Source organism: Lelliottia sp. EB106-05-01-XG201, from assembly GCF_058791735.1.
Genome location: NZ_JBYTDV010000001.1, coordinates 3,610,125 through 3,636,634 on the forward strand (window position 1 = coordinate 3,610,125; position 26,510 = coordinate 3,636,634).

Annotated in this window: 25 protein-coding genes; 6 read left to right on the top strand and 19 right to left on the bottom strand. The window is 56.8% G+C overall.

The window, feature by feature from the left end; all coding sequences use genetic code 11:
* Positions 1-175 precede the first annotated feature (175 nt).
* The 5 genes from malZ to phoB all read right to left on the bottom strand — a co-directional run bounded on the left by malZ (position 176) and on the right by phoB (position 7,367).
* Positions 176-1,993, bottom strand: coding sequence for a maltodextrin glucosidase (malZ, locus tag AC3WS9_RS16950; protein ID WP_492489464.1), 1,818 nt, complete (start codon positions 1,991-1,993; stop codon positions 176-178).
* Positions 1,994-2,179: 186 nt separating this feature from the next.
* Positions 2,180-3,553 carry a proline-specific permease ProY gene (gene proY, locus AC3WS9_RS16955; RefSeq protein ID WP_282492651.1) on the bottom strand — a complete coding sequence of 458 codons (1,374 nt, stop codon included), beginning with the start codon at positions 3,551-3,553 and terminating at the stop codon, positions 2,180-2,182.
* 78 nt (positions 3,554-3,631) lie between these two features.
* Positions 3,632-4,951 carry a branched-chain amino acid transporter carrier protein BrnQ gene (gene brnQ / locus AC3WS9_RS16960; protein ID WP_282492652.1) on the bottom strand — a complete coding sequence of 440 codons (1,320 nt, stop codon included), beginning with the start codon at positions 4,949-4,951 and terminating at the stop codon, positions 3,632-3,634.
* Positions 4,952-5,360: 409 nt separating this feature from the next.
* The gene (gene phoR / locus AC3WS9_RS16965) at positions 5,361-6,656 is read right to left on the bottom strand and encodes a phosphate regulon sensor histidine kinase PhoR (protein ID WP_282492653.1); all 1,296 of its coding nucleotides are present in this window, start codon (positions 6,654-6,656) and stop codon (positions 5,361-5,363) included.
* Positions 6,657-6,677: 21 nt separating this feature from the next.
* Positions 6,678-7,367, bottom strand: a complete 690-nt coding sequence (gene phoB, locus AC3WS9_RS16970; RefSeq protein ID WP_095280962.1) for a phosphate response regulator transcription factor PhoB — start codon at positions 7,365-7,367, stop codon at positions 6,678-6,680.
* 187 nt (positions 7,368-7,554) lie between these two features.
* Here phoB and sbcD point away from each other — a divergent pair, with 187 nt between their 5' ends.
* Positions 7,555-8,760, top strand: coding sequence for an exonuclease subunit SbcD (gene sbcD / locus AC3WS9_RS16975; RefSeq protein ID WP_492489467.1), 1,206 nt, complete (start codon positions 7,555-7,557; stop codon positions 8,758-8,760).
* On the top strand, positions 8,757-11,894 hold the full coding sequence (sbcC, locus tag AC3WS9_RS16980) for an exonuclease subunit SbcC (RefSeq protein ID WP_492489469.1): 3,138 nt from the start codon (positions 8,757-8,759) through the stop codon (positions 11,892-11,894). Before sbcD ends, sbcC begins: the two co-directional genes overlap by 4 nt.
* Positions 11,895-12,027: 133 nt before the next feature.
* Here the strand turns inward: sbcC and mak are convergent, their stop codons facing one another.
* Positions 12,028-12,933, bottom strand: a complete 906-nt coding sequence (gene mak / locus AC3WS9_RS16985; RefSeq protein ID WP_285153302.1) for a fructokinase — start codon at positions 12,931-12,933, stop codon at positions 12,028-12,030.
* A 123-nt stretch (positions 12,934-13,056) separates the two neighbouring features.
* Here mak and rdgC point away from each other — a divergent pair, with 123 nt between their 5' ends.
* Positions 13,057-13,971 (top strand): recombination-associated protein RdgC, encoded by a 915-nt coding sequence (rdgC, locus tag AC3WS9_RS16990; protein ID WP_282492657.1) that lies wholly within the window; start codon positions 13,057-13,059, stop codon positions 13,969-13,971.
* A gap of 48 nt (positions 13,972-14,019) precedes the next feature.
* Here rdgC and ppnP read toward each other — a convergent pair whose 3' ends face one another.
* From ppnP to AC3WS9_RS17015, 5 genes are all read right to left on the bottom strand, one after another.
* Positions 14,020-14,307, bottom strand: a complete 288-nt coding sequence (gene ppnP, locus AC3WS9_RS16995) for a pyrimidine/purine nucleoside phosphorylase (protein WP_492489472.1) — start codon at positions 14,305-14,307, stop codon at positions 14,020-14,022.
* 71 nt (positions 14,308-14,378) lie between these two features.
* Complete coding sequence (locus AC3WS9_RS17000; RefSeq protein WP_282492659.1) at positions 14,379-15,056, bottom strand: AroM family protein; 678 nt, start codon at positions 15,054-15,056, stop codon at positions 14,379-14,381.
* A 238-nt stretch (positions 15,057-15,294) separates the two neighbouring features.
* Positions 15,295-15,486: a protein YaiA gene (gene yaiA, locus AC3WS9_RS17005; protein WP_282492660.1), complete on the bottom strand. Its 192-nt coding sequence runs from the start codon at positions 15,484-15,486 to the stop codon at positions 15,295-15,297.
* A gap of 45 nt (positions 15,487-15,531) precedes the next feature.
* Positions 15,532-16,056 carry a shikimate kinase AroL gene (gene aroL / locus AC3WS9_RS17010; RefSeq protein WP_492489475.1) on the bottom strand — a complete coding sequence of 175 codons (525 nt, stop codon included), beginning with the start codon at positions 16,054-16,056 and terminating at the stop codon, positions 15,532-15,534.
* Between the two features lie 270 nt (positions 16,057-16,326).
* A complete protein-coding gene (locus AC3WS9_RS17015; RefSeq protein ID WP_285145240.1) occupies positions 16,327-16,785 on the bottom strand; it encodes a YaiI/YqxD family protein in 459 nt (152 codons plus the stop codon).
* Between the two features lie 97 nt (positions 16,786-16,882).
* Here AC3WS9_RS17015 and proC point away from each other — a divergent pair, with 97 nt between their 5' ends.
* Entirely contained in the window at positions 16,883-17,692 is an 810-nt protein-coding gene (gene proC / locus AC3WS9_RS17020; protein ID WP_492489476.1) for a pyrroline-5-carboxylate reductase, read from the top strand.
* A gap of 16 nt (positions 17,693-17,708) precedes the next feature.
* On the opposite strand, the gene adrA is transcribed toward proC, so the two are convergent.
* From adrA to AC3WS9_RS17050, 6 genes are all read right to left on the bottom strand, one after another.
* Entirely contained in the window at positions 17,709-18,824 is a 1,116-nt protein-coding gene (gene adrA / locus AC3WS9_RS17025) for a diguanylate cyclase AdrA (RefSeq protein WP_492489478.1), read from the bottom strand.
* 89 nt (positions 18,825-18,913) lie between these two features.
* Positions 18,914-19,234, bottom strand: a complete 321-nt coding sequence (gene psiF, locus AC3WS9_RS17030) for a phosphate starvation-inducible protein PsiF (protein WP_282492665.1) — start codon at positions 19,232-19,234, stop codon at positions 18,914-18,916.
* 91 nt (positions 19,235-19,325) lie between these two features.
* A complete protein-coding gene (phoA, locus tag AC3WS9_RS17035; RefSeq protein ID WP_492489480.1) occupies positions 19,326-20,741 on the bottom strand; it encodes an alkaline phosphatase in 1,416 nt (471 codons plus the stop codon).
* Between the two features lie 98 nt (positions 20,742-20,839).
* Entirely contained in the window at positions 20,840-21,100 is a 261-nt protein-coding gene (gene iraP / locus AC3WS9_RS17040; protein ID WP_282492667.1) for an anti-adapter protein IraP, read from the bottom strand.
* 234 nt (positions 21,101-21,334) lie between these two features.
* Positions 21,335-22,546, bottom strand: coding sequence for a multidrug efflux MFS transporter (locus tag AC3WS9_RS17045; RefSeq protein WP_492489482.1), 1,212 nt, complete (start codon positions 22,544-22,546; stop codon positions 21,335-21,337).
* 169 nt (positions 22,547-22,715) lie between these two features.
* On the bottom strand, positions 22,716-23,399 hold the full coding sequence (locus AC3WS9_RS17050) for an extensin-like domain-containing protein (protein ID WP_492489484.1): 684 nt from the start codon (positions 23,397-23,399) through the stop codon (positions 22,716-22,718).
* A gap of 108 nt (positions 23,400-23,507) precedes the next feature.
* On the opposite strand from AC3WS9_RS17050, the gene ddlA reads away from it, so the two are divergent.
* Positions 23,508-24,608 carry a D-alanine--D-alanine ligase gene (gene ddlA, locus AC3WS9_RS17055; RefSeq protein WP_492489485.1) on the top strand — a complete coding sequence of 367 codons (1,101 nt, stop codon included), beginning with the start codon at positions 23,508-23,510 and terminating at the stop codon, positions 24,606-24,608.
* Here the strand turns inward: ddlA and AC3WS9_RS17060 are convergent.
* Complete coding sequence (locus tag AC3WS9_RS17060) at positions 24,605-24,841, bottom strand: DUF2754 domain-containing protein (RefSeq protein ID WP_285145244.1); 237 nt, start codon at positions 24,839-24,841, stop codon at positions 24,605-24,607. The genes ddlA and AC3WS9_RS17060 overlap by 4 nt on opposite strands.
* 248 nt (positions 24,842-25,089) lie before the next feature.
* Here AC3WS9_RS17060 and AC3WS9_RS17065 point away from each other — a divergent pair, with 248 nt between their 5' ends.
* Positions 25,090-25,392, top strand: coding sequence for a DUF2755 family protein (locus AC3WS9_RS17065; protein ID WP_282492671.1), 303 nt, complete (start codon positions 25,090-25,092; stop codon positions 25,390-25,392).
* A 3-nt stretch (positions 25,393-25,395) separates the two neighbouring features.
* Here the strand turns inward: AC3WS9_RS17065 and AC3WS9_RS17070 are convergent, their stop codons facing one another.
* Entirely contained in the window at positions 25,396-26,496 is a 1,101-nt protein-coding gene (locus AC3WS9_RS17070) for a DUF1615 domain-containing protein (protein ID WP_285149901.1), read from the bottom strand.
* Positions 26,497-26,510: the final 14 nt, after the last annotated feature.

Genomic DNA, 26,510 nt, shown 5'->3' on the forward strand with positions numbered 1-26,510 from the left:
AAAAGAAAACTAAATGTGTGCTATATGAGGTCGGGCCCTGACTGATAAAGCAAATTGAGTATAGCGAGTATTGATTGACGGGATATTAAAGATATTTGTCCGCTCTGTTTAATTAAACAGAACAACATGGGGGAATATTCTGCAACGAGCGCGTTATGCCCGTTGCAGAAAAGCGTTAATTACCGAACCAGATTGAGGCGGAAATCGCAGGCAGCGACAGCACGCCTTCTTCAATATCGCCTTTTCCCTCTTTCCTATGCCAGGTCTGGAGGTTAAGCAGCGGTGAATCGTCCAGCACCACCTCGCAGGCCTCACCGCGGTTAATCGCCACCAGCACACGCTGCAGATTAAACACGCGGGCGAAGACCACCACGTTGTCGTGGGCGTACACCACCTGACAGCCGCCGTAGCGTAGGGCCTGACTGTGCTTGCGCAGCTTCGCCAGCCGCTGATAGAGCGCCAGCAGATTTTTGTCCTGCTTGTCGCTCTCCCACGGGAAGGTCTTGCGGCAGAACGGATCGTTGTTGCCGTCCAGCCCCACTTCATCGCCGTAGTAAATGCACGGCACGCCCGGCCAGGTAAAGAGCCAGGTAACGGCCAGCGGCAGGCGCGCCACGTCTTTGCCCAACAGGGATTTAAAGCGCGCGGTATCGTGGCTGTCGAGCTGGTTAAACATCCGCAGCTGCTGCTGATGCGACAGGCTGGCGCGGTAGTTGTCCATCCACGCCATGCAGGTTTCGGCGTCGATGTGCTGCGGATCGTAAGAGATATCGGTATTAGCGAGGAAGCCCCAGATCGGGAAGGTAAACCCGCGATAGTTCATCGAGGCATCTTCCGCATCGGCCTGCAGCCACTGGCGCGCATCGCCAAAATGCTCGCCGAAGACAAAGGCGTCGGGGTTTGCGGCCTTCGCGGCCTGAGTGATACCGGTGACGTGCTGAAGATTATTCCGCGCACCGCCCGCTTCGCCGAGCATATGCACCACGTCAAGCCGCCAGCCGTCCATGTTCCACGGCGCTTTCAGCCAGTGGCGCACGATGCTGTCTTCCCCGCCATAGATCTCCTCCACCAGCGTCGGCGACTGAAAATCGAGTTTCGGCAGGCTGGGATAACCCAGCCAGTCGAGCGCCCGGCCCTCTTCGTTAAAACTGTACCAGTCGCGTTGAACGGATTCCGGGTTGTGACAGGCCCCGCCGGTGGCGCGGTTGTGCCGGTCGAACCACGCGTGAGAATCCCCGCTGTGGTTAAACACGCCGTCGAGGATCAGGCGCATCCCCTCGCGACGGGTGTTTTCCCGCAGACGCAGCAGGGCCTCGTCGCCACCAAACTGCTCGTCGACGTGGCGATAATCTTCGGTGTCGTATTTATGCACGCTCGGGGCTTTAAACACCGGATTGAGGTACAGCGCCGTGACGCCCAGCTTTTTCAGGTACGGCAGTTTTTCGCTGATCCCATCCAGATCGCCGCCGTAAAACGTCGAACCGCCCGCCTGCGCCGTCAGCGGCTCATCCCAGGTTTTACGGATAATGTCGTGGCCCGCCGCGTGGTGGTAATAGACCTGATCCTGATCGACCGTTCGCTGCTGGCTTCGGGCAAAGCGATCGGGGAAGATCTGGTAGAAGATCTGATCGTTGACCCACTGCGGGCCATGGTCCGGGTAATCGACGGCAAACTGCTCCAGCCGCGCGGGTGGAAAACGGCTAAAGCCCTGCGGAGTGAACCACAGCTGGCGGTTATTCCACAGCAGCTTAAAGCTGTAGCGACGGCGCGCCTGGCCCTGAGAGAGATCGATATTCGCCCGCCAGGCGGTGACGCCCGGCTGCGGCTGCGTGCGCTGCTTGTGCATCTTCAGCGTCGTCTCTTCGTTATCCACTTCGGCGCGCAGCATCACGCGCTCCGGCTGATTTTCTCCCGTCAGCCAGAGCGTAATGACTAAATTGTCTTTGTTTTGCTTAACAAATGGGGCAACCGGAAGGTGCCAGGCGTTCAACATCACGTATCCCCTTTGATGAAATTGAGGCCACCTTGCCACAGCGTAGTGGAGGATAACTCATCATGAAAAGGTTTATTGGGGGAGGAGGTGGAGGGAGGAGGCATTTTGCCCGGCGGCGCTTCGCTTGCACGGGCCTACAAAACCGTAGGCCCGGTAAGGCAACGCCGCCACCGGGCGATGGTTTGATTACTGCGCTTCAGCTAACTGACGCTCGCGGCGGCGTTTAAACGCCCAACCCACCAGCAGCAGCGCGATCCACGCGAAGCCCACGTACAGGGAGATGCGCGTGTCCGGATGGTAGCCAATCAGGCCAATAATAAAGACCAGGAAGATCAGCCCGACGACCGTGGTCGGAACACCGCCCGGTACTTTAAACTTCAGCGCTTTCACCTCTTCCGGCGGCAGACGACGACGGAACGCAATCTGCGACACCAGGATCATAATCCACACCCAGACCGTCGCAAAGGTCGCGAGCGACGCAATCACCAGGAAGACGTTTTCCGGCATGATGTAGTTCAGATAGACCGAGAGCAGCAGCGCGACGGTCATCACCATCACCGTCACCCACGGCGTGCCGCGACGCGAGGTTTTGGCGAACACTTTCGGCGCGTTCCCCTGCTCCACCATCCCGTGCAGCATACGGCCTACGCCAAACACATCGCTGTTGATGGCGGAGAACGAGGCGGTCAGCACCACAAAGTTGAGGATACTGGCGGCAAACGCGATGCCCAGATGCTGGAAGGTCAGCACGAACGGGCTGCCGTTAGTCCCCACCTGGTTCCACGGGTAGATGGACATAATCACAAACAGCGTACCCACATAGAACACCAGGATACGCATCGGCACGGAGTTGATGGCGCGCGGAATAGACTTTTCCGGGTCTTTGGCTTCACCCGCAGTGATACCGATGATTTCGATACCGCCGTAGGCGAACATCACCATCTGCAGCGACATCACCATGCCGAGCCAGCCGTTGCTGAAGAACCCGCCGTTGCTCCACAGGTTATGGATCCCGGTCGGTTGCCCGCCGTTGCCAATCCCCCAGATGATGATGCCAAAACCCGCCACAATCATGATGATGATGGTCGCGACTTTGAAGAAGGAGAACCAGAACTCCAGCTCACCGAACACTTTCACGCTCATCAGGTTGACGGCGCAGATGATCAGCACCACGCTCAGCACCCATATCCAGTGCGGCACCAGCGGGAACCAGACGCCCATATAGATGCCGAACGCCGTCACGTCGGCAATCGCCACGATCAGGATTTCAAAGCAGTAGGTCCAGCCGGTGATGTAGCCCGCCAGCGGGCCGAGGTTTTCCTGGGCATAGCGCGAGAAGGAACTCGCTGACGGATTGTGTACCGACATCTCGCCCAGCGCGCGCATGATGATATAGGCCGCGACGCCGCCGATGATGTACGCCAGCAGGACGCTGGGTCCGGCCATTTTAATGGCATCTGCCGAGCCATAAAAAAGGCCTGTCCCGATTGCCGAGCCAAGCGCCATAAAGCGGATGTGGCGGGTGCTTAGCCCACGTTTTAGTTTGTTCGTGCTTTCCATTTAAATCTTGCCATTCAACTCGAAAAAAACAAAAAACCACGGGGCCATAAGCCCCGTGGTTACACAATTTGTCGTTGATTAATGCGCGCTGGAAGTGACCTGACGCCCTGCTGCTCGGTCCCAGATAATCGCCAGAACCATCGCAACAACGGTCGGCATTAACCAGGCCAGGCCTTGCTCTGACAGCGGCAGACGCTGTGTCCAGTCAGGCAGGATCCCACTGAAGGCGGATGCTTTAATCCCGTCAAGGATACCAAAAAGCAGGCTGATAAACATCGTTGGGGCAATAATTCGCGAGGAATTGTTCCACCACGGACGGGTAAAGCTCAGCACCACCAGCACGATGCACGGCGGATAGATCGCGGTCAGCACCGGAATGGAGACCTGAATCAGGTGGCTCAGACCGAGGTTAGAAACCGCCATCGAGAAGCCGCCGAGGATGAACACCAGCGTGCGATAGGAGAGCGGAACGTACTGAGCGAAGAACTCGGCACAGGCGCAGGTCAGGCCAACCGCGGTCACCAGACAGGCCAGGAAAATCAGTACCGCCAGCAGGAAGCTACCCGCACCGCCGAAGGTGTGCTGCACGTAAGCATGCAGAATGGCCGCGCCGTTGGCGTTTTGATCGACCAGGGTCGCGCTATCAGAACCCAGGCGGAACAGCGCCAGATACAGCAGCGTCAGACCGACACCGGCCATCAGGCCAGCCCAGATGGTGTAGCGGGTCAGAAGACGCGCTTCGGTCACCCCGCGAGAACGCGCGGCGTTGACGATAACGATACCAAAGACCATTGCGCCCATGGTGTCCATGGTCAGATAGCCGTTGACAAATCCGTTGGAGAATGCCGCCGTTTTATAGGCGTCCAGCGATTCGCTGATAGGACCGGCAGGCCACATAACCGCCGCCACGGCCAGCACGATCAGCGCCAGAATTTTCATTGGTGCGAGGAAGTTACCCACGGTATCCAGCAGTTTGCCCGGATAGAGGGAGACCAGAATCACCAGTGCGAAGTAAACCAGGCTGTAGATCAGCAGCGGCAGCGCGCCGTCGCCGGTGAGCGGTGCAATCCCGACTTCAAAGGAGACGGTAGCGGTACGTGGAGTCGCAAACAGCGGACCGACCGCCAGATAGCAGACCGTCGCCAGCAGAATACCCGCCACTTTACCGATCGGGGTGCTGAGGCTATCCACGCCGCCGCCGACTTTCGCCAGCGCGACCACGGTCAGCACCGGCAGGCCCACAGCGGTAATCAGGAAGCCAATAGCCGCCGTCCAGACGTGTTCACCCGCCTGCAGGCCAACCATAGGAGGAAAAATGATGTTACCTGCGCCGACGAACAGCGCAAAAGTCATAAAGCCCAGCGCGATGATGTCACGCGATTTTAAATGATGGGTCATAGAACCTTACTGCCTGTGGATGTGGTGTTGAAAACGTTGAGATTTTCGCCATCCCAAATGGGACGATACAGCGGAAAATTTACTCAATTTCAGCGGGATATGCTCCCGTCATGCCGTGGCGAAGAATAGTTTTTCGATTTACCACGCAAATACAGTTGGTATGACACTGTATGGGGCGCAATTTAAACGCTTATAACGTTTAAAGGCAAGGAGCGATCTGAAAACCAGAACAATATGCCAGCATGAAAATTGAGACCAGAACAATCCTCTAAGGTTAAGAAAAACTCATGGCTAATCATGCGAACAAAAAAGCAACAACCGTATAAAATTCATTCGCGTTTCGCTTGACTGCAAAGCAAACAGGCCAGCAATCGCTGGCCTGTGGAAAGGAAGGCTGACACGCGCCCTGTCAGGCGCTTTTTTTGGCAATCAAACGTTCCGGGATGACAAAACTGAATCGCGTGCCTTTCCCCGGCGTGCTCTGAATATCGAGGCGACTGTCGTGATGATTCACAGCATGTTTCACAATCGCCAGCCCCAGGCCGCTTCCGCCGGTCTGCCGCGAGCGCGCTTTGTCCACGCGGTAGAAACGCTCGGTCAGACGCGGAATATGCTCCGGCCCAATCCCCGGCCCGTTGTCCTCCACGCTGAACTCCGCGCCCGTCGGGACGTGCTGCCAGCGCACGGTAATGTGCGTTCCCTCAGGCGTATGATTCACCGCGTTGTAGACCAGGTTCGAAATCGCACTGCGCAGCTCGTCTTCGCTGCCCAGCACCTTCAGAGTGCTGTCCAGTTCAAAGGTGAACTGATGCTTTTTGTGGCTCAGGGTCTGCGCTTCGCGCTCTACCACCCGCAGCATCATCGGCACGTCGATGGTTTCGTTCAGCGCCAGCGTCGGCGCGGCTTCGATTTTCGACAGCGTCAGCAGCTGTTTCACCAGCCCTTCCATGCGATGCGTTTGCTCGCGCATGGTGTGCAGCGCTTTCTCGCGCGGCGCACCTTCGAGCGTCTGCTCCTGCATCATCTCCAGGTAGCCCTGCAGCACCGTCAGCGGTGTGCGCAGCTCATGGCTGACGTTGGCGAAGAAGTTCCGCCGCGCCCCTTCAAGCTGGTGCATCTGGGTCACATCGCGCGCCACCATCAGCCACTGCTGATCGCTGTACGGCATCACGCGGATCTCAAGATGACGACCATTGTTCAGCACCAGATTGTGCGGGCGCGTAAAGTCGCGTTTTTTCAGATAGTGGGTGAATTCGGGGTAACGCAGGAGGTTCAGAATATTTTGACCGTTATCGTCCGGCCAGCGCAGCCCGAGCAGCTGCTGTGCCAGGCCGTTACACCAGAAAATGGTCCCTTCTTCGGTGGTCAGAATGACGGCATCCGGCAGCGACTCCGCCCCGCTGCGAAAGCGTTTGATCAGACTTCCCAGCTCGCGACGACGCTTTTTATTACGCATTTGCATCTGATGTAAGCCGTACAAAAGCGGCTCCCAGCTGCCGCTACCCGGCGGCGGCGTCATGCTGCGGTCAACCCACAGCCACCAGGAAAGACGCAGTAAATTCCAGAAATGCCAGACCAGTAGCCCGGTCACTGCCGCCAGTAAAAACCACGGCAGATGACCAAAAATCGCCCCTAAAATGGCGGCGGGAATACAACATAAGATCAGTTCAAAAACGAGCCTTTTCCATGACAGACGTTCCAGCACGCGTCACACTCCTGTCATTGTTCAGAAACGGGTCGAAAAACGATAACCCGTACCGCGGACCGTCTGCACCATACGATCGTGGCCGCTGTGTTCCAGCGCTTTACGCAAGCGGCGAATATGTACATCTACCGTTCTGTCTTCGACATAGACGTTAGTCCCCCAGACGTTATTCAGCAACTGTTCGCGGCTGTAAACACGTTCCGGGTGGGTCATAAAGAAGTGCAAAAGTTTGAATTCTGTCGGGCCCATATCCAGCGGGTTTTCGCCGGTCATCACCCGATGTGAGGTCGGATCGAGGCTTAACCCCTGCATTTCGATCACCTCCTCCACCGCCATCGGTGAAATACGGCGCATCACGGCTTTGATACGCGCCACCAGCTCTTTCGGCGAGAACGGCTTGGTGATGTAATCATCCGCGCCGGTCTCCAGACCGCGCACGCGATCCTCTTCTTCACCGCGCGCCGTCAGCATGACCACCGGGATATCGCGGGTCATCGCTTCGCGTTTAATGTGCTTGATAAATTGCAGGCCAGAACCGCCGGGCAACATCCAGTCAAGCAGAATCAAATCGGGCCAGGGTTCGTTCAGTTGATTCACCGCGCTGTCATAATCTTCCGCCTCAACCGGCTGGAAGCCATTTTGTTCGAGCACGAAGCACACCATTTCGCGAATCGGAGCTTCATCTTCTACGACCAGAATACGTCTCGCCATACTTTGCCCTGTCTTATTAATGTATTAGTTTGGAATGCGGCGCCATTATGCGTCAGATTTATGACAGATTTATGAAAAACATTACCACCATGAATGGCAAACTGTTGTTTTATTACAGCGGTTATTTTCTCGTCCCTGAAAGCTTATAATCCCCTCCACTCTTTTTTGCCACGGATACGGATCTGCTATGCGCATACTTCACACCTCGGACTGGCATCTGGGTCAAAATTTTTACAGTAAAAGTCGCGCCGCCGAACATGAGGCCTTCCTGAACTGGCTGCTGGAGACCGCGCAGGCGCAGGAGGTGGACGCCATCATCGTCGCCGGGGACATTTTTGATACCGGATCCCCGCCGAGCTATGCGCGAGAACTCTACAACCGCTTCGTGGTGAATCTGCAGCAAACGGGCTGTCACCTGGTGATTGTCGCGGGCAACCACGACTCCGTCGCCACGCTCAACGAATCCCGGGACATTCTCGCGTTTCTGAATACCACTGTAGTGGCAAACGCCGGGCATGCCCCACAAATCCTGAAAAAACGCGACGGGACGCCGGGCGCGGTGCTCTGCCCGATCCCCTTTCTGCGCCCGCGCGATATCGTTCAAAGCCAGGCCGGGCTTTCCGGGGGCGAAAAGCAGCAGCATCTCTTGCAGGCGATCACCGATTATTATCAGCAGCAATATGCCGACGCCTGCGCACTGCGCGGTGATGCGGCGCTGCCGGTCATCGCCACCGGGCATCTGACCACCGTTGGGGCCAGCAAAAGTGACGCGGTGCGCGAGATTTACATCGGCACGCTGGATGCCTTCCCGGCGCAAAACTTCCCGCCTGCTGACTATATTGCCCTCGGGCACATTCACCGCGCGCAGGTCATCGGCGGGTGCGAGCATATTCGCTACTGCGGCTCGCCGATCTCCCTCAGCTTTGATGAAACCGGTAAAGGCAAAAGCGTCCATCTGGTGAGTTTTACCGACGGCAAACTGAGCGCCGTCGAGACGCTCACGGTTCCGGTGACGCAGCCGCTGGCGATGCTCAAGGGCGATCTCGCCGCCATTGCCGCGCAGCTTGAACAGTGGCGCGACGTGGAACAATCACCGCCCGTGTGGCTGGATATCGAAATCAGCACCGATGAATATCTGCACGACATGCAGCGCAAAATCCAGACCCTAACAGAAGAGTTGCCGGTTGAAGTGTTGCTGGTACGCCGCAGCCGCGAACAGCGCGAGAAAATTCTGTTAAGTGCGCAACGCGAAACCCTCAGCGAGTTAAAAGTCGAAGAGGTGTTTGAACGCCGCCTGGCGCAGGAGGAGATCGACGATGCGCAGCGCGCCCGACTTAACGAGCTATTCACCCATACCCTGCACGCGCTGCATGACGAGGAACACAACGCATGAAAATTCTCAGCCTGCGTCTGAAAAACCTCAACTCCCTGAAGGGCGAATGGAAAATCGACTTCACCGCCGAACCCTTTGCCAGCAACGGGTTGTTCGCCATCACCGGCGCGACCGGGGCGGGCAAAACCACCCTGCTCGACGCCATCTGCCTCGCGCTGTATCACGAGACGCCGCGCCTGAACACGGTGTCGCAGTCGCAAAACGATCTGATGACCCGCGACACGGCAGAGTGCCTGGCCGAGGTAGAATTTGAGGTTAAAGGCGTGGCCTATCGCGCATTCTGGAGCCAGAACCGCGCCCGCAACCAGCCGGACGGGAACTTACAGGCACCGCGCGTGGAGCTGGCCCAGTGCGAAGACGGCAAAATTCTCGCCGATAAGGTGAAAGATAAACTCGATCTCACCGCCTCTCTGACCGGTCTGGATTATGGCCGTTTTACCCGCTCAATGCTGCTGTCCCAGGGCCAGTTTGCGGCGTTTTTGAACGCCAAACCGAAAGAGCGCGCTGAGCTTCTGGAAGAGCTGACCGGCACGGAAATCTACGGCCAAATCTCCGCCATGGTGTTTGAGAAGCACAAAACGGCGCGAACCGAACTGGAGATGCGTGAAGCCCAGGCCGCAGGCGTGGTACTCCTGAGCGAAGAGCAGCAACAGCAGCTGCAACAGGGTTTGCAAGCACTGACTGACGAAGAGAAAACGCTGCTGAACGAGCAGCAACAACGTCAGGCACAGCATCAATGGCTGACGCGCCGCGATGAGCTCTTACGCGAACAGCAGCGTGCCCATTCCGCGCATCAGCAGGCCATCCAGGCGCAAACCGACGCCCAGCCTGAGCTGGCAAAACTGCAGCAGGCACAGCCTGCGCTGACCCTGCGACCGCTCTGGGACCGACAGCAGGAGCAGGCCGCCACGCTCACCCGCACCCGGCAGCAGATTACTGAAGTAAATACTCGCTTACTGTCGCGCAAAGCCCAGCGGGCGCGGATCCGCAACGGCGCAATGCGGGATGACGCGCAGCTCCAGTCCCGACACAAAGAGGTCGCCCTCTGGCTGGAGGAACATCGTCGCTTCGAACAGTGGAGCCAGCACATCGGAGGCTGGCGGGCGCTGTTTGCTCAGCAGCAGCGGGACAAATCACAATCCGCAACCCTGAGTCAGCGCCTTGCTGAGTTCCAGCAAAAACTGGCCGCGCTGCCGCCGAGCTCCCTGACGTTGTCTGCGGATGAGACGGCGCAGGCGCTCGAGCAGCAGGTGCAATATCGCCCGGCGTGTCAACGTCTGGCGACGCTACAGGCCCGCTATCAGCCTCTGCAAAAACGGCTGAAACAGACACGTGACGCGCAGGAAAAAGATCAGGCTACCCAGACAGGGCTAGAGCAAACCCTGGCCGCACGCCGTCAGCAGTACAAAGAGAAAAACCAGCACTACCTGGATCTGAAAACCCTGTGCGAGCAGGAAGCATTAATCAAGGGTCTGGAAGCGCATCGCGCCAGCCTGGAAGCGGGAAAACCCTGCCCGCTGTGCGGCGCAACGGAACACCCTGCCGTGGCGCAGTATCAGGCCCTGGAGCTCAGCGCCAACCAGCGTCGCCGCGACGAACTGCATGCCGAAGTGAAGCGCCTCGAAGAAGAGGGACAGCTGGTGCGCGGGCAGTTGAATGCTCTGGTCGCCCAGCGCGAGCGCGACGCCGCAGAAACCCTGACGCTCACCCAGGAGGAGCAAGCGCTCACTCAAGAGTGGCAGACGGTGTGCGCCTCCCTGAACGTCAGCCTGACGATTCAGGACGATATCGCCGCCTGGCTGGATGAGCAGGAGCAGTACGAGCGCCAGCTGTATCAGCTCAGCCAGCGCCAGGTGCTGCAAAATCAGCTCAACGAGCTGGAACAGCAGGTTCAACAGCTTGGGCAGCAGATCGAGGCGCAGCGCCAGTCGTTGCTGAGCACGTTAACCCCGCTCGGACTGAACACCCCAGAAGACGGCGAGGAAAACGCGTGGCTGATGCAGCGCGAAAGCGAAGCTCACGACTGGCAGGAAAAACAGAAGCAACTCTCGGCACTTCAGGAACGTATCAACGCACTGAAACCGCTGCTTGAAACCCTTCCGCCATCGGAAGAGGAAACCGCAGCCGAGCCGGTACCGGACAACTGGCGTGAGATCCACAGCGACTGTATCTCCCTGCAAAGCCAGCTCACCACCCTGCAACAGCAGGAGCAGAGCGACCGCGAACGGCTGGCCCAGCAGCAAACTCAGTTTGCTGCCGCGCTTCAGGAGAGCAGTTTTGCCAGTGAAGAAGCGTTCCTCGCAGCGCTGCTCGATGGCGACACCGTGCGCAAGCTGGAGCAGCTCCGGCACACGCTGGAACAGCAGCTCCAGCAATCTTCCGCGCTGGCCGCACAGGCGGATCAGCAGTTCCTGGAACACCAGGGACGGCAGCCGGAAGCACTTCCGGAGGATCTGGATGTGCAAAAGTTTCAGGAACAATTACAGCGACTGGCGCATCAACTGCGCGAAAACACCACGCGTCAGGGTGAGATCCGCCAGCAGCTCAAGCAGGACAGCGACAACCGTCTTCATCAGCAGGGTTTGATGCAGCAAATCGAAGACGCCGCGCGTCTGGCGGACGACTGGGGATATCTGAACTCGCTCATTGGCTCCAGCACCGGCGATCGCTTCCGCAAATTTGCCCAGGGGCTGACCCTCGACAATCTGGTATGGCTGGCGAACCAACAGCTGAACCGTCTGCACGGGCGCTATCTGCTGCAACGCAAAGCCAGCGACGCGCTGGAGCTGGAAGTGGTCGATACCTGGCAGGCCGACGCGGTGCGCGATACGCGAACTCTCTCCGGCGGGGAAAGTTTCCTCGTAAGCCTTGCTCTGGCGCTGGCGCTCTCTGACCTCGTCAGCCATAAAACGCGGATTGATTCGCTGTTCCTTGATGAAGGATTCGGCACCCTTGACAGCGAGACGCTGGATACGGCGCTGGACGCGCTGGATGCCCTGAACGCGACGGGCAAAACCATCGGCGTGATCAGCCACGTTGAGGCGATGAAAGAGCGCATTCCGGTGCAGATTAAAGTGAAGAAAATTAACGGGCTGGGGTATAGCAAGTTGGATCGGGAGTTTGCGGTGGAGTAGGTGCGGGCTGGGACCCTCACCCTAACCCTCTCCCTGAAAGGGAGAGGAGACCGTTCGTGCGGATATTAACTGTTTTGTAGGCCGGGTAAGGCGGAGCCGACACCCGGCAGCAAACGCGCTCGGGGCATTTTACCTACTGCGGCCACAACCATGCCGCACCGCGTACGCCGCTGGAATCGCCGTGCACCGCTTTGCGGATCGGCGTTTCGCACTCTCCGCCGAACACCCACTGTTTCACCAGCTGCGGAACCGTGGTGTAAATCCGGTCGACGTTGCTCATGCCGCCCCCCAGCACGATCACATCCGGGTCGAGAATGTTCACCACGTGTGCCAGAGATTTTGCCAGGCGCATTTCGTAGCGACTCAGCGCCAGCTCGGCCACGGCGTCCTGCTCTTCCACCAGACGCATAATCTCGTTGCCTTTGAGAGGCTTTCCGCTCAGGCGATGGTAGTCGGTGGCGAAACCGGTCCCGGAGATAAAGGTTTCGATGCAGCCCTGTTTCCCGCAGTAGCACGGCACTTCGGCGCGGTATTTGAGTTCGTCTTCGTCCATCCAGGGTAAGGGGTTGTGCCCCCACTCGCCCGCCGTGCCGTTGCCGCCGATGTGCGCGCGACCGTTGAACGCCACGCCCGCGCCGCAGCCGGTGCCGATGATCACCGCAAACACGGTCTGTGCGCCCGCTGCCGCGCCGTCGATCGCTTCCGAGACCGCCAGGCAGTTGGCGTCGTTCGCCAGCCGCACTTCACGGTTCAGGCGCGCGCTCAAATCTTTATCAAACGGTTGTCCGTTGAGCCACGTCGAGTTGGCATTTTTCACCACGCCGGTGTACGGCGAAATCGAGCCAGGAATCCCCATCCCGACCGAGCCGGTCTGCCCTGTGGCTTTTTCTGCCATCTCCACCAGTTGGGCGATGGTTTCGATAGTCTGCTGGTAGTCGTCGCGCGGTGTCGGCAGGCGGTGGCGAAAGAGCTGCTCGCCGCGATCGCTTAGTGCAATGACTTCTGTTTTGGTGCCGCCCAAATCAATACCAATACGCACAGGACTCTCCTCATTATTTTGATTATCAACAGAGTAGAAGCAGGCTACCCGATTAGCAATGCAAGCGCTGCCACAATTCGTTATCATGCCCGCTGATTTAACGACAAGGCCGTGGAAATTATCATGCTGTGGTTCAAAAATTTGATGGTTTACCGTCTCAGCCGCGACGTTTCGCTGCGTGCGGAAGAGATGGAAAAACAGTTAGCCGCTTACACCTTTACCCCATGCGGTAGCCAGGATATGGCAAAAACCGGTTGGGTTTCTCCGATGGGTTCTCAAAGCGATGCGCTGACCCACTCGACAACCAATGGTCAAATCATTCTTTGCGCGCGTCAGGAACAGAAAATCCTGCCGTCACCGGTGGTGAAGCAGGCGCTGGAAGCGAAAATCTTCAAGCTCGAGGCTGAACAGGGCCGCAAGCTGAAAAAAACCGAAAAAGATTCCCTGAAGGACGAAGTGCTGCACTCCCTGCTGCCGCGCGCCTTTAGCCGTTTCAGCCAGACCATGATGTGGATCGACACCGTCAACGGTCTGATCATGGTGGACTGCGCCAGCGCCAAGAAAGCCGAAGATACGCTGGCTCTGCTGCGTAAGAGCCTGGGCTCGCTGCCGGTGGTTCCGCTGGCGATGGAAAATCCGATCGAACTGACGCTGACCGAATGGGTTCGCAGCGGCAGCCCGGCGCAAGGGTTCCAGCTGCTGGATGAAGCCGAGCTTAAAGCGATGCTCGAAGATGGCGGCGTGATCCGCGCGAAGAAACAGGATCTGGTCTGCGACGAGATCGCGGTCCATATCGAAGCGGGCAAACTGGTGACCAAGCTGGCCCTCGACTGGCAGCAGCGCATTCAGTTCGTGATGTGCGACGACGGTTCGATTAAACGTCTGAAGTTCTGCGATGAGTTGCGCGATCAGAACGAAGATATCGATCGCGAAGATTTTGCCCAGCGTTTTGACGCGGACTTTATCCTGATGACGGGTGAACTGGCGGCGTTGATTCAGAATCTGGTGGAAGGTTTAGGCGGCGAAGCGCAGCGCTAAACCGTGAAGAAAAAGGCCGGGTGAGCGTTAACGCTACCCGGCCTTTTTTTATTTCAGATAACGACACAGATAAGAAGTCGGCTCGGCAACCTGCAGGTTAAATTCGCTGTGGCCAGGGACGTTGAAAACTTCTCCAGCAGAGTACACCTTCCACTCGGTTTCGCCAGGCAACAGCACGTTCAGCGCGCCACTGACGACCGTCATCTCTTCAGCCTCTGCGGTACCAAAGGTGTATTCCCCTTCAGCCATCACGCCGACACTGGCACGGCCAGTACTGCTGCTGGTAAAACCAATGGATTTCACTTTACCGGAAAAGTATTCGTTACTTTGAAGCATGAACTGGCCCTTATGTCTTTGGATAAAAATCCACTATAGGGGCCAGCCTCCGTGCCTGTCACGCAAAATCATCAGGCCAGTAATTCAGACGCCAGGCGCGTGACCAGTACGTTTGAGAGCAGCACCGGCACATCGAGCGCTTTTTGCAGGAGATCGCGGTGATGCTGGTGAAAACCGAGGCAATCCAGCATCAAGACGTCCGCGCCCTGCTCCAGCAGTTCACGCCCCGCTGAAATCAGTTTGGCTTCGCTGTCCCAAATCGGATTCGCCAGCGCAAACAGCGGCGTGCGTTGCAGAACTTTCCATTTGGCGATCTGATTAGCGAGAAGTTCTTCAATCGGCACAATCACCCCGACCTGATGCCCGTCCACAATCGAGGCCACCAGCGGAGGAATGATTCGCATCGGTTCAAGGAGGATAGAATTTCGTGCCATAAGACCGGAAATCGGAGCGGTGCTCATCAACAGGATCACGTCGTATCCCTGGTTATCGAGCACTTCAATGACACCCTGTAATGCACGTTCGATTTTGTGATGTGAAACGTGCGCTAGTTTACCGTCGCTTAACAATGTCGGCAGCGTCACCTCATCGGCGACGGGTGCGTAGTCTTCCATGACCTCTTCCCGACTCATCTTGCCCAGCAGGCTCAGATGGGTGATTTGTTGTTCAGAGACATGCTCCGTCAGGAGCGGTAAAACTTCGCTGACAGGGACCACTCCGATGGTGAGGATCGCCAATGTTGCCTTCATCTTTTTCGCCTTTCTTCACTACCACTGCGATAATACAGGCACAAGCTCAATACGCTGCGCGGTTCTTGTTTCAGCTTAAACAGGACAAAAGCGTAGCAGCATATCTCCACACCGAAATGTAAAGATCGAACGCCCGTTCTGAATCCCACTGTAATAACTAAATATTAACCCTCACTTAACATTATCGTTGAGTTAAAAGTGTGATTCAGACACGGTTATGGTGGATTTCAGATTTGTATCAGGACTTATCGGGATCTTCGTAGCGGCGTTTGGCATCCAGGGCTTCCTGCTCGCTTTCGTGTTCGCTGATCAGGGAGTCGGGTTTGGGATGATCCGCACGCAATTGATACCAGGTCACGGTTTGGGTACCGGTGCCTTTTTCAACAGTGACAATGCGTGCTTCGCGTGGGTATGGCGGTCTGGTTGGCATAGTTCATCCTTTTTACGAGGGCTAAACTATGAGTATAGACGCCAGTTAGCTGGCGCAAGCCAGACGCAGGGCGGTAACAATCTGATTTACGACCTGTTCCGGCGAGAGCGAAGCGCCGATCACGTGGTGCGCCGCTTCGCGGTACAGAGCGTCGCGCTCGGCGAGAATTTCGCTCACCTCTTCGCTGATGGGCTTTCCGGTGAGTGTCGGGCGCTGACCCTCTTCCGGGAAGGCTTCCAGGCGCTCTACCAGCGTAGAAACTGGCGCGCACAGGTAAATCACAATCCCTTTCTCGCGCATAAACTGGCGATTACGCTCTGCAAGAATAATTCCGCCGCCGGTGGCGACAATGGTCGAAGGCGCGGTGACAGCTTCCAGAGTTTCAGACTCACGCGTGCGGAAACTCTCCCAGCCTTCTTTTTCGACGATCTCCGCGATGGTCTGACGAGCGTGCGTTTGCAGCCAGTGATCGGTATCGACAAACTGGCTGTCACTCACGCGCGCCAGTTCGAGGCCTACGGTTGTTTTTCCGCAGCCACGGGGGCCAACTAAAAAGATGGGTTGGGTCATAGCCTGGTGTTCCCCTTGATACCGCGAGGTTGCGGCGTGTGATGTCAAAAAACGAGCAATAATACCATTAAACTAGTACGCAAGGTAACTGTAAAAATTGGATTACAACAAGAATATGTTTGCATGACAGAGAGCGTGATGAGTGAGTTTAGCGCGCAGTCTCTGTAAAGAAATCATTGCATAAGCGGGTGCGTCAACTTTACTGCAAAGCATCAGGCGATGACAACCCTGCGGTTGCCACACTATACCATAAATCAGCAATGCTTATCATTACGCGTTGCGGCGCTTCACTTCCAGCAGCCACTTATCCAGCTCAGCGGCGAACTGCTGGCGGTCACGTTGCGATAGCGAATCCGGCCCGCCGGTCTGCACACCGCTCGCGCGCAGGGTATCCATAAAATCGCGCATCGTCAGTTTTTGGCGGATCGTGGAGGGCGAGTAACGTTCACCGCGCGGATTCAGCGCCGCTGCGCCTTTCTCCAGCACTTCTGCTGCGAGAGGAATATCGGCGGTGATCACCAAATCTTCAGGGCTGCACAGGCGCACAATTTCGTTATCCGCCACGTCGAACCCGGCCGGAACGCGCATTGAACGAATAAATTTCGACGGCGGAATGCGCAAATTCTGGTTTGCAACCAGCGTCAACGGCATCTGCACACGCTCGGCCGCGCGGAATAAAATCTCTTTAATGACATTCGGACACGCATCCGCATCCACCCAAATCGCCATAGTTTCTCCCCTGGATGACATTGGTGGCTATTGTCGCCTGCTTTTCGTTGTTAAGCTATAAATCAGAACTCACAACGCATCATAACGGAGAGACGTGATGGACAAAAAAATCGGTTTTATCGGCTGCGGCAATATGGGAAAAGCCATTCTCGGCGGTCTGATCGCCAGCGGCCAGGTGTTGCCAGGGCAGATTTGGGTCTACACCCCGTCACCGGATAAAGTCGCCGCGCTGCGTGATGAATACGGAATTAACGCTGCCGAAAGCGCGCAGGAAGTTGCCCAGATTGCGGATATCGTCTTTGGTGCCGTCAAACCTAACATCATGATCAAGGTTCTGAGCGACATCACCTCCAGCCTGAACAAAGAGACCCTGGTGGTCTCCATCGCCGCGGGCGTGACCCTCGATCAGCTCGCGCGCGCCCTCGGCCACGATCGCAAAATTGTCCGCGCCATGCCAAACACCCCGTCGCTGGTCAATGCGGGGATGACTTCCGTCACGCCGAACGCGCTGGTGACACCGGAGGACGTGGCCGACGTGCTGAACATTTTCCGCTGCTTTGGCGAAGCCGAAGTGATTGCCGAAGCGATGATTCATCCGGTGGTGGGCGTCAGCGGCTCTGCGCCCGCGTATGTCTTCATGTTTATCGAAGCGATGGCCGATGCCGCGGTGCTCGGCGGAATGCCGCGCGCGCAGGCCTATAAATTTGCCGCCCAGGCGGTGATGGGCTCCGCGAAAATGGTGCTGGAAACGGGCAAACATCCGGGCGAACTGAAAGATATGGTCTGTTCACCGGGCGGCACCACCATCGAAGCCGTGCGCGTTCTGGAAGAGCGTGGATTCCGCTCGGCGGTGATTGAAGCGATGAACAAGTGCATGAAAAAATCAGAGCAACTCAGTAAGTCCTGATGAAGCGCGCCGGGCGTCAGGCCGCCACTTCGGTGCGGTTGCGTCCGGCATTTTTCGCTTTGTACAACGCCACATCCGCCGCTTTTAACCACTCCCGATAGTGACAAAACTCTTCCGTCAGAGGGGCCACCCCGACGCTGATCCGCAGTCGCACCTGCGGCGCGCAGGGCAGCGTTAAGACCGCCAGCCGCTCATGCACACGAGACATCGCCGCGATGGCACTTTCCGCTGGCGTGCCGCTCATGATCACCGCAAACTCATCTCCGCCGAAGCGCCCAATCATATCCCCGGCGCGCAGGGTCAACTGCAGCTGTCGCGTGACGGCGATAATCGCCTCGTCGCCCACGTCGTGGCCCCAGGTGTCGTTGATACTCTTGAAATGATCGATATCGATAATCAGGATCGCCGCTTCGCGATGAGCGCGCCGACAGGTGTCGTACTCATTGCGTAACAGGATCTCCCAGTGGCGGCGGTTGAACACCCCGGTCATGCCATCGCGGGTGCTCATCAACTCCAGGCGGCGCTTGTGCTCTGCCAGCCGAATCGCCGTCTGGTAGCTCACCCAGGCAAAAAACAGCGGATAGAGCACCATCACCGGCAACGCCAGCCAGAGTTCCAGCGGGGTAAGCGTAAAGCCAGGAGAGACGCCGGTGAGCTGTAGCGTCACCAGGGCTGCAATCGTCATCATGATTGCACCAGCAGTGAACAACCGGATCCCGCCCGCCCCCATCGTATTCATGCCGATGAGGATGATGAGTGCCGCGGTGGGCAGCACATTCACCCCTGTCAGGCCAATCCAGACGCCTGCGACTATGGCATCGGCCTTGAGATTGTTCATCTCACTGACGCGCGGATCGGCGGCGCGATAAGCCAGCTGCCAGGCCAGATGCGGCCAGACGAACGCCCATCCGACCAGCAGTAACCACCAGCCTCCAGGCGGAGCTTGCGCCACCAGCGCCCCGGCGATCGGGAAAAACATGGCCGCCAGCCCGAAGATACGCGGCAGTCGAACGCGCCGCGCAAACCGGATACCGGAACGGTGATGGTCATCCTGAGAAAGGCCCTGCTGCCACTCTTCTCGCGTGACGTTTTTATTGTAAAAGTTTTCGTCAATCATAATTTTTGGGAACATTCTGAAACATTTCCCAAATTATAGAGAGGGGTGTTGCGGGGAAAGTATGAAATTTCGGGTGAGTCGGCGTGGCCGCTCACCCGTTAGGACTACGCCGCTTTCTTCAGGCAGGCGCTCATAAACTTGCTGCGGTCTTCGCCTTTGAGGGACTGTTGCGTGGCGAGGCCGTTACATTCACGCATCTTTTGCTGCTGAGGCGTCAGGCTCTTTTCGCCCGGTTTCGAAGCGCTGTTTTTCAGGCAATCACTCATGTAGGTTTTGCGCGCATCGCCTTTCAGCGTCTGGGCTGTCGCCTGTTGATTGCAGCTGGTCATCCGTTGCTGCTGAGGCGTAAGCGTTCTCTCGGCGGCAGACGCGACAGACATCAGAAGCAGAGAAGAAAGCAGGGTTACAGCGAGGGTCAGTTTCATAGCACCATCCTTTTGTGAAGGTTCACACTAAGTCTGGTTCGTGGCGGGAAAAATACCACCCGGCGGAAGGGGATTTCCGCCGGGCGATAGATTATTTCAGACCGAGAGCGGCTTTCATGGTGTAGAACAGATCCGTTTGATCCGTCAGGCCCACCACGTTCGCAGCATGTGGGCCATACGCGGCGATACGCAGCTGCGTTCCGGTATGTTCCATTGAATCGCCTTCTGAGTTGCCGTAGCTCATCACCATCACCGCACCGTCTTTGGTGTTCAGCGCCTGGGTCAGGCCCGGAGCTTTGGTATCAGGCGCCACAATCTGGCTGGCGTGGGCGTGGTCAGCGGTGACGACGACAAGGGTGTTGCCGTCTTTCTTCGCGAACTCAAGCGCCTTCTGCACGGCTTCGTCGAGATCGACGGTTTCGCCAATCTGACCGCACGGATTGGCCGCATGATCCTGTTTATCGATCGACGCCCCTTCCACCTGCAGGAAGAAACCTTTCTCGCCCTTGCTCAGCAGAGAGATAGCTTTATCGGTCATCTGCGCCAGCGTAGGGACGCTGTCGTCACGTTTCGGGTTTGGCGTACAGGTGACGGCTGGTTTGTCGATGTTGCCGTGGTAAGAGGCTTTTGGCCCCTCCCAGCGCACCGGCATATTGCCGTCCGAGAACAGACCGAGCAGCGGCTTATCCTGGCCCGCTTCGGTGATAGCCTCCAGAGAAGAAGTATCGCTCACCAGCTGATAACCGCGCGCCTGCGCCTGTTCACGCAAGGTTTTGCCCTGCCACTCGCCCGCCGTCGCGGTTTCCGCGAAGGTTTTCGCCCCGCCGCCGAGCGTGACATCCGCGCGGGCGTTCAGCAGCTGTTCGGTGATGGACCCTTTACCACCCTTTTCCAGCGCGTTGGTCGGGCATTTTTCGCTGGTGACGGACGGGCCATAGCATTTACGCGAGGTTACGTGCGAGACCAGTGCGGCTGGCGTGGCATCCTGCAGTTCGGCGGTAGAGACATTGCCCGTTGCCAGCCCGGCGGCTTTCGCCATCTCGAGAATGGTCTGGTGATCTTTTTCGTGAATATCGACGCCCAGCGCGCCGTTATAGGTTTTCACGCCGGTGGTCCAGGCCGTGGCGGAGGCGGCGGAATCGGTGACGTAATCCGGTTTACCGGTTTTTTTATCCAGCGCGTAGTGGGTGTATTGTCCAGTCAACGGCAGTGCATCGATGCCTTTAAAAAAGCCACCGGCCCCTTCGGCATAATTTCGCGCGGCGGTGATTTCGGAATCACCCATCCCGTCGCCAATCAGCAGAATAATATTTTTAGCGGGTTTGTCATTCAGGGATGCACGCAGCGCTTCGGTTTGATCCTCTGTCAGGCGGCGCGCGCCACCCGGCTGCGTGATATCACCCTGGGCTGCACGATTATCCAGCACGTGGGTATTCGCGGTGTCAGCATAAATGGCAGGGGTAAATAATAACGGCATTAATGCGATGAAAAGTGCGCTCTGTTTCACTTTATTTTCTCCATGTACAAATACATAAAAAATAAACAGAGCGACTATAGGCATACCAGATGACAAATCTATGACAGGCTTTTAGATTCTGTGACAGATTAACTGCGTGGATGCCGCAACAACTTTTTTACGTATTGCTGTAGCATTTCGCTATCCTGAACCGGCACTTGAGAGTCGGGCCTGGCATCCTCCAGTGCGCCCTCGATACTTCGGATCAGCGTCTGCTGATCGTGCTGCGCCATTTGCCGTAACAGGGCAGTGACGACGATTTCCAGCGCTTCAACCTGGGCAACCAGTTCTTTTGACTCTTCTTCCTTTTGGGCAAGCTTAACCAGCAACTCTGCAATGAGATTTTTCATCGAGCTATTTCCTTATCAGGTTTTTGCTGACGGTATCATTACGGTTGAATAATGCAAAGAGGCGAAAAGTATTATCTTTATGAAAAAACACGCTATGTCGCAAATAACGATGATTTAATGCCAGCGAAACGTTTTGCTATTATAAAAAGTGATTGCAAGGCGGCGAATTATTAGAAAGCAGACGCCATTATTTTTGATAACAATGGCCATGTCTGCTTAATACATAATATATCTTCAGTCTGCACTATTTGCCGCTTTCTGACGGCGGCGACGCAAGGCAATTGCCAGCTGAATCACGTTGATCAGCACCACCACGGCTGTTGCCGCAAATACCCAGCGGAATCCTGCCATCGCCGAGACGGTCGCGCCCATCAACGGACCGGCGACATTCCCCAGATACATAAACGACTGGTTATAGCCGAAGATGCGTCCGGTCACCTGATCGCTTGAGTATTTCACCAGCAGGGTTTGTACCGCGGGCAGCATCGCCCCATCGGCAAAGCCGAGCAGGAAGCGCAGGACGCCGAGCTGGAACGGCGAGGTGACGAAGGACATCGCGAAAAACAGCACCACGGCGATAATCAGCGTCGCCATTAATATCCGCGCCGTGCCGATGCGATCCCCAAGTTTGCCCAGGCGCGGGGCCGAAATCAGTGCGGACACGCCGGGCACGGCGGCAATCATGCCGCTGAGAAAGGCAATATTGTTGCTGTCCGGCGCCATGGATTTAATAAACAGCGCCAGAATCGGCCCGATCGATCCGTTGCACAGCTGAATCACCATGGTGGTGATAAACAGGCTAATCATCAGGCCGGGATACGGCAGCGTGGCGAAGACCGCTTTGCCGCTCAGACGATCGGCTTTGCTGACGGTCGGCCGCACGCCCTCTTTAATCAGGAAGAAGGTCACCAGGAAACTCACCACCAGCAGCATCGCGGTGATGAAAAAGACCGCCCGCAAACCCACGTGGTCAGCCAGAAAACCGCCCATCAGCGGGCCGCCAATCACGCCGCTGATCTGCGCGGTGGAAAGGGTACTGATCGCCCAGCCGCTGCGCTCGCGCGGAACCTGCGAGGCCACCAGCGCCATGGCGTTAGGAATATAGCCGGAGGTCAGGCCCATCAGGCCGCGCAGTAAAAAGAGCTGCCAGACGTTGGTCGCGTAAGCCTGGAGCAGGATCGCAATCGCCATCCCGAGCGAAGCGCGCAGCAGCATCAGCTTGCGCCCTTTGCGATCCGCGAGGCTGCCCCACATGGGCGAGACTATGGCAGAAACCAGGAAAGTGATACTGAAGGTCAGACCGGACCACATCGACAGCGCTTCGTGCGACGTCACGCCGAGCTGGGAAACATACAGCGGCAGGAAGGGCAAAATCTGGCTGATAGCAAGGCCGGTGAAAAAACAGCCAAACCAGACCGAAATGAGGTTTACTTTCCAGGATTCCATAAGCGGCACAATCTTCATTTTTAGGCGAATTCGCCGACAGATTAGCAAGTTACGTCACATGACGTGGAACCAGAGATGCGACGGCGCGCATTTTGGTGTTTTATCTCCCCAGTCATCATATTTGTGAAATAAGTCACAAAGTATCCTCTTTCGACTGGTGAAATATGCTTTAACGACAGAGGCCAAACCCGCGCATGCCGAGATGAAAATGGTTGGCGTGCGCGGCGTTATACTCCGGCCCTAACCCGTTGCCGTAATAGTCACAGCTGGCGCTCAGCAACGCCTGCAGCCAGGGCTGCGTTTTTTCGTTTCGCCAGCCGGACAGGACTGTCACCCGCTGGCCGTCCGCCAGCTGAAAGCCGCTGATATCGAGCGCATCGGCGCTGGCGTGTTCGCTGCGGCGCGCATCAGGTCGGTGATAGATATTGCGACAGGCAAAACTCCCGAGGTGCTCAACGCGCACCAGGTCGCTGCCCATCATCGTTTTGGTCAGAGGCCGCGCCTGCTGCTGGATAAACAGCGCGGAGCTCAAGGCCAGCGGACAGCTGGCGATAAAACTGCTGCTTAACGTCACGGGGCCAAAATTGCGCACCCGCACCACGTCGCTCAGAGGGCAATCCCCTGCGCTGTTGGCCATCGCCTGCGTCTGGATCAGCCGTTTCTGGTTCGCCTCTGACAGCAAACGAGTGCAAGCCTCGGGCGTCAGGCGGCGCAGCTTAAACTGGCTGATTTTCCCCGGCGGATCGTCGAGACTCAGCGGCACAAAAGGATTGTAATACGACGGCAGCCAGCGATACCCCATCACCGCCGCTCCCGCGAGAATCACACAGATAAGCAGACTTTTCCCTCGCACATTCCCTCCTCTTTTCCACCTCAAAACATTATGGCAGAAGGCGGGGAAACCCACCGGGCATCGTGGTATGTTATAGGCTTTGATGAGTCGGACTGGAATAAAGTGAAGATGGCGAAGCAGCGGGTAGGAATTGTTTTTGGGGGAAAATCGGCAGAACACGAAGTGTCACTGCAATCGGCCAAAAATATCGTTGATGCGATTGATAAGAGCCGTTTTGATGTCGTTTTGCTGGGCATTGATAAACAGGGCCAGTGGCACGTTAACGATGCCAGCCAGTACCTGTTAAATGCCGACGATCCGGCACATATCGCGCTTAATCCATCGGAAATCAGCGTCGCCACCGTACCAGGCGTGGTGCAGGGCCAGTTGATTAACGCGGGCAATGCCCAGGCGCTTTCGCAGATTGACGTCGTCTTCCCGATTGTTCACGGCACGCTGGGCGAAGACGGTTCCCTGCAGGGGATGCTGCGCATGGCGAATCTGCCGTTTGTCGGATCGGGTGTTCTTGGCTCCGCCGCCTGTATGGACAAAGACGTGACCAAGCGCCTGCTGCGCGACACCGGACTGAACATCGCCCCGTTTGTGACGCTCACCCGCGCTAATCGTCAGCAGCACAGCTTTGCCCAAATCACTTCCCAGCTTGGTCTGCCGTTATTCGTTAAACCGGCGAACCAGGGCTCTTCCGTTGGCGTCAGCAAAGTGACCAGCGAAGCGCAGTTCACCGAAGCCGTGCGTCTGGCGTTTGAATTTGACCACAAAGTGGTGGTTGAACAAGGGATTAAAGGCCGCGAAATCGAATGCGCCGTGCTGGGCAACGATTTCCCGCAGGCCAGTACCTGCGGCGAAGTGGTGCTGAACAGCGATTTCTACTCCTACGACACCAAATACATTGATGACAAAGGGGCGCAGGTTGTGGTCCCGGCGGTGTTGGATCCCGAAATCAATGACAAGATCCGTGCGATCGCCATCGAGGCCTATCAGGCGCTCGGCTGCGGCGGCATGGCGCGCGTTGATGTGTTCCTGACGACGGAGAATGAGGTGATTATCAACGAAATCAATACGCTGCCTGGCTTCACCAATATCAGCATGTATCCGAAACTGTGGCAGGCCAGCGGTATCAGCTACCCGGATTTGATCACTCGCCTGATCGAACTGGCGCTGGAGCGTCACGCCGCTGACAGCGCCCTGAAAAGCTCGGTAAACGGTTAATCCGCTTTATCGGCGCTCTCAATACTTTCCGTCGTCGGCTCTTGTGGTCGACGGCGGATAATGAATCCCGCCAGCCAGAAACTAATAACCCAGGTCACCAGCCCTACCGCATAGGTTTGCCAGCCTTTCGCTTCAAATCCCAGCAGCCCGACAATACCGTTAAGAATAAAAATCAGGCCAATCGCAAAGGCGTAATAGTGCCAGTCGCGGCGTAGTTTGGCAGACAGGTTCATGGCAACTCCGACAGAATAAAAAGATATCCTCTCACAGTTTTCACACGCGGTCTGTGGCGGATACGGAAATTCTTAAATGCGAATCAATTTAACTTAAGTCAGTAAACTGTGACGCAGGACAGAAATCGATAAACCAGGAGAATTCCCTGGGCCAAATTACCACGATTCTGATATTGACAAATGTGATGACCTGTCAGACTTCACTGTGTACGACTGCAGATGGTCAGAGTGAGATATCGGAGGTTTTTATGGCAGACTTTACACTGGCGAAGCCGATTTTTGGTGATAAAAAACCAGGAACCTCCACGTCGGGAAACATCGCCTACGCCCTGTTCGTGCTGTTCTGCTTCTGGGCCGGTTCACAGCTGCTGAACATTTTGGTGCATGCCCCCGGCGTTTATGAACACCTGATGCAGGTCCAGGATACAGGCCGACCGCGTGTGGATATCGGCTTCGGCGTGAGCACCATTTTTGGTTTAGTGCCCTTCCTCGCCGGATGCGCGATCCTCGGCATCGTCGCCCTTGTTCTGCGCTGGCGCCGCTACCACTGACGCTTAGTTCAGTGACATACAGCGAGCCCGACGATCGTCGACGCGTTTTGCGAACCACGCTGTGGTGAGATTACGCGTGATCTTCGGGCTTTCGAGCTGAATGCCCGGCAAAATTTCTCGCGGTAAAGCTTTACCACTCTTCTGTTCCGCCAGCTTATAAACCTGCTGATACAGCTCCGTTTTCTCAAACGCCAGGCTGTCCCCTTTCTCCAGCTGATGGCGAATCTCGCTGTTGCTCATATCCAGTTTGATGGCCAGCTTACGCACCGCCTGTTCTGTCGTGCCCGCTTCGCTGCTGCCGTAGGCAATCAGATCGCCATCCAGGGCCAGTTTCGCCCCCGTTGCGCGGTTTACCGCATTCTGGAATGCGGCGTTACGACTGGCGTACCATCCGGCGTTGAAATCAGCAAAACGATACAGCGGCGCGCTGTAGTTGGCCGGGTAGTTCAGCAGATGATAAGTCCCGAACCACAATCCACCGCGCAGGGAGAACACCTCCTGGCGCACGGTGCCGTCGATTTTCCACGGATAGCCGCTGGTGTGTTTCTCGGCAAAGTCGATGCTGACCTGCATCGGGCCGCCCGTATGCACCGGATTGAGCGAGCCAAACAGCTTCTGCCCCATCGGCACCATGTCGATAAAATCATCGAAAATGGCGCTCAGCTGTTTCTCTGTTTTCACCGTATCCAGCCGTTCGCTGTAGCTTTTGCCGTTCGGCGAGGTGATTTTGAGCGCCGTATGCACCAGAAAGACCGGGATGTGCATCTTTTCCGCACGCCGGTCGATCTCTTTCCAGGCAATTTTGTTAAGACCTGGCACCGCCGGATCGGACTGGTACATGGACTCCTGCTGCGCCACCGCCAGCACCGAGCAGATATTCTCCTCGGTCGGGGCGATTTTCTGGCTCTCGAATGTCTTCGCGAGCACAATCGCCCAGTCGTCGCGATCCTTGACGCTGGCGGGCATTTTCTGACGCACCACACTTGCCACATCGACAGGCTTTTCGCCCTTTTTCAGCGGCGCGGCCCCTTTCTCGGCGCATCCAGCCAGCACGAAGGCGGCCAGCAGTGATAACGGTAACGCGCGTGGTACGGCAAATGGCATAGCAACTCCCTGTT

Bases quoted from the DNA above. Each gene is read 5' to 3' on its own strand.
- proY (WP_282492651.1), bottom strand. From the start codon at position 3,553: ATGGAAAGCACGAACAAACTAAAACGTGGGCTAAGCACCCGCCACATC.
- malZ (WP_492489464.1), bottom strand. From the start codon at position 1,993: ATGTTGAACGCCTGGCACCTTCCGGTTGCCCCATTTGTTAAGCAAAAC.
- sbcC (WP_492489469.1), top strand. From the start codon at position 8,757: ATGAAAATTCTCAGCCTGCGTCTGAAAAACCTCAACTCCCTGAAGGGC.
- brnQ (WP_282492652.1), bottom strand. From the start codon at position 4,951: ATGACCCATCATTTAAAATCGCGTGACATCATCGCGCTGGGCTTTATG.
- iraP (WP_282492667.1), bottom strand. From the start codon at position 21,100: ATGAAAAATCTCATTGCAGAGTTGCTGGTTAAGCTTGCCCAAAAGGAA.
- AC3WS9_RS17065 (WP_282492671.1), top strand. From the start codon at position 25,090: ATGGCAGACTTTACACTGGCGAAGCCGATTTTTGGTGATAAAAAACCA.
- rdgC (WP_282492657.1), top strand. From the start codon at position 13,057: ATGCTGTGGTTCAAAAATTTGATGGTTTACCGTCTCAGCCGCGACGTT.
- psiF (WP_282492665.1), bottom strand. From the start codon at position 19,234: ATGAAACTGACCCTCGCTGTAACCCTGCTTTCTTCTCTGCTTCTGATG.
- proC (WP_492489476.1), top strand. From the start codon at position 16,883: ATGGACAAAAAAATCGGTTTTATCGGCTGCGGCAATATGGGAAAAGCC.
- adrA (WP_492489478.1), bottom strand. From the start codon at position 18,824: ATGTTCCCAAAAATTATGATTGACGAAAACTTTTACAATAAAAACGTC.
- AC3WS9_RS17000 (WP_282492659.1), bottom strand. From the start codon at position 15,056: ATGAAGGCAACATTGGCGATCCTCACCATCGGAGTGGTCCCTGTCAGC.
- aroL (WP_492489475.1), bottom strand. From the start codon at position 16,056: ATGACCCAACCCATCTTTTTAGTTGGCCCCCGTGGCTGCGGAAAAACA.
- AC3WS9_RS17045 (WP_492489482.1), bottom strand. From the start codon at position 22,546: ATGGAATCCTGGAAAGTAAACCTCATTTCGGTCTGGTTTGGCTGTTTT.
- sbcD (WP_492489467.1), top strand. From the start codon at position 7,555: ATGCGCATACTTCACACCTCGGACTGGCATCTGGGTCAAAATTTTTAC.
- yaiA (WP_282492660.1), bottom strand. From the start codon at position 15,486: ATGCCAACCAGACCGCCATACCCACGCGAAGCACGCATTGTCACTGTT.
- ddlA (WP_492489485.1), top strand. From the start codon at position 23,508: ATGGCGAAGCAGCGGGTAGGAATTGTTTTTGGGGGAAAATCGGCAGAA.
- ppnP (WP_492489472.1), bottom strand. From the start codon at position 14,307: ATGCTTCAAAGTAACGAATACTTTTCCGGTAAAGTGAAATCCATTGGT.
- phoB (WP_095280962.1), bottom strand. From the start codon at position 7,367: ATGGCGAGACGTATTCTGGTCGTAGAAGATGAAGCTCCGATTCGCGAA.
- AC3WS9_RS17060 (WP_285145244.1), bottom strand. From the start codon at position 24,841: ATGAACCTGTCTGCCAAACTACGCCGCGACTGGCACTATTACGCCTTT.
- AC3WS9_RS17070 (WP_285149901.1), bottom strand. From the start codon at position 26,496: ATGCCATTTGCCGTACCACGCGCGTTACCGTTATCACTGCTGGCCGCC.
- AC3WS9_RS17015 (WP_285145240.1), bottom strand. From the start codon at position 16,785: ATGGCGATTTGGGTGGATGCGGATGCGTGTCCGAATGTCATTAAAGAG.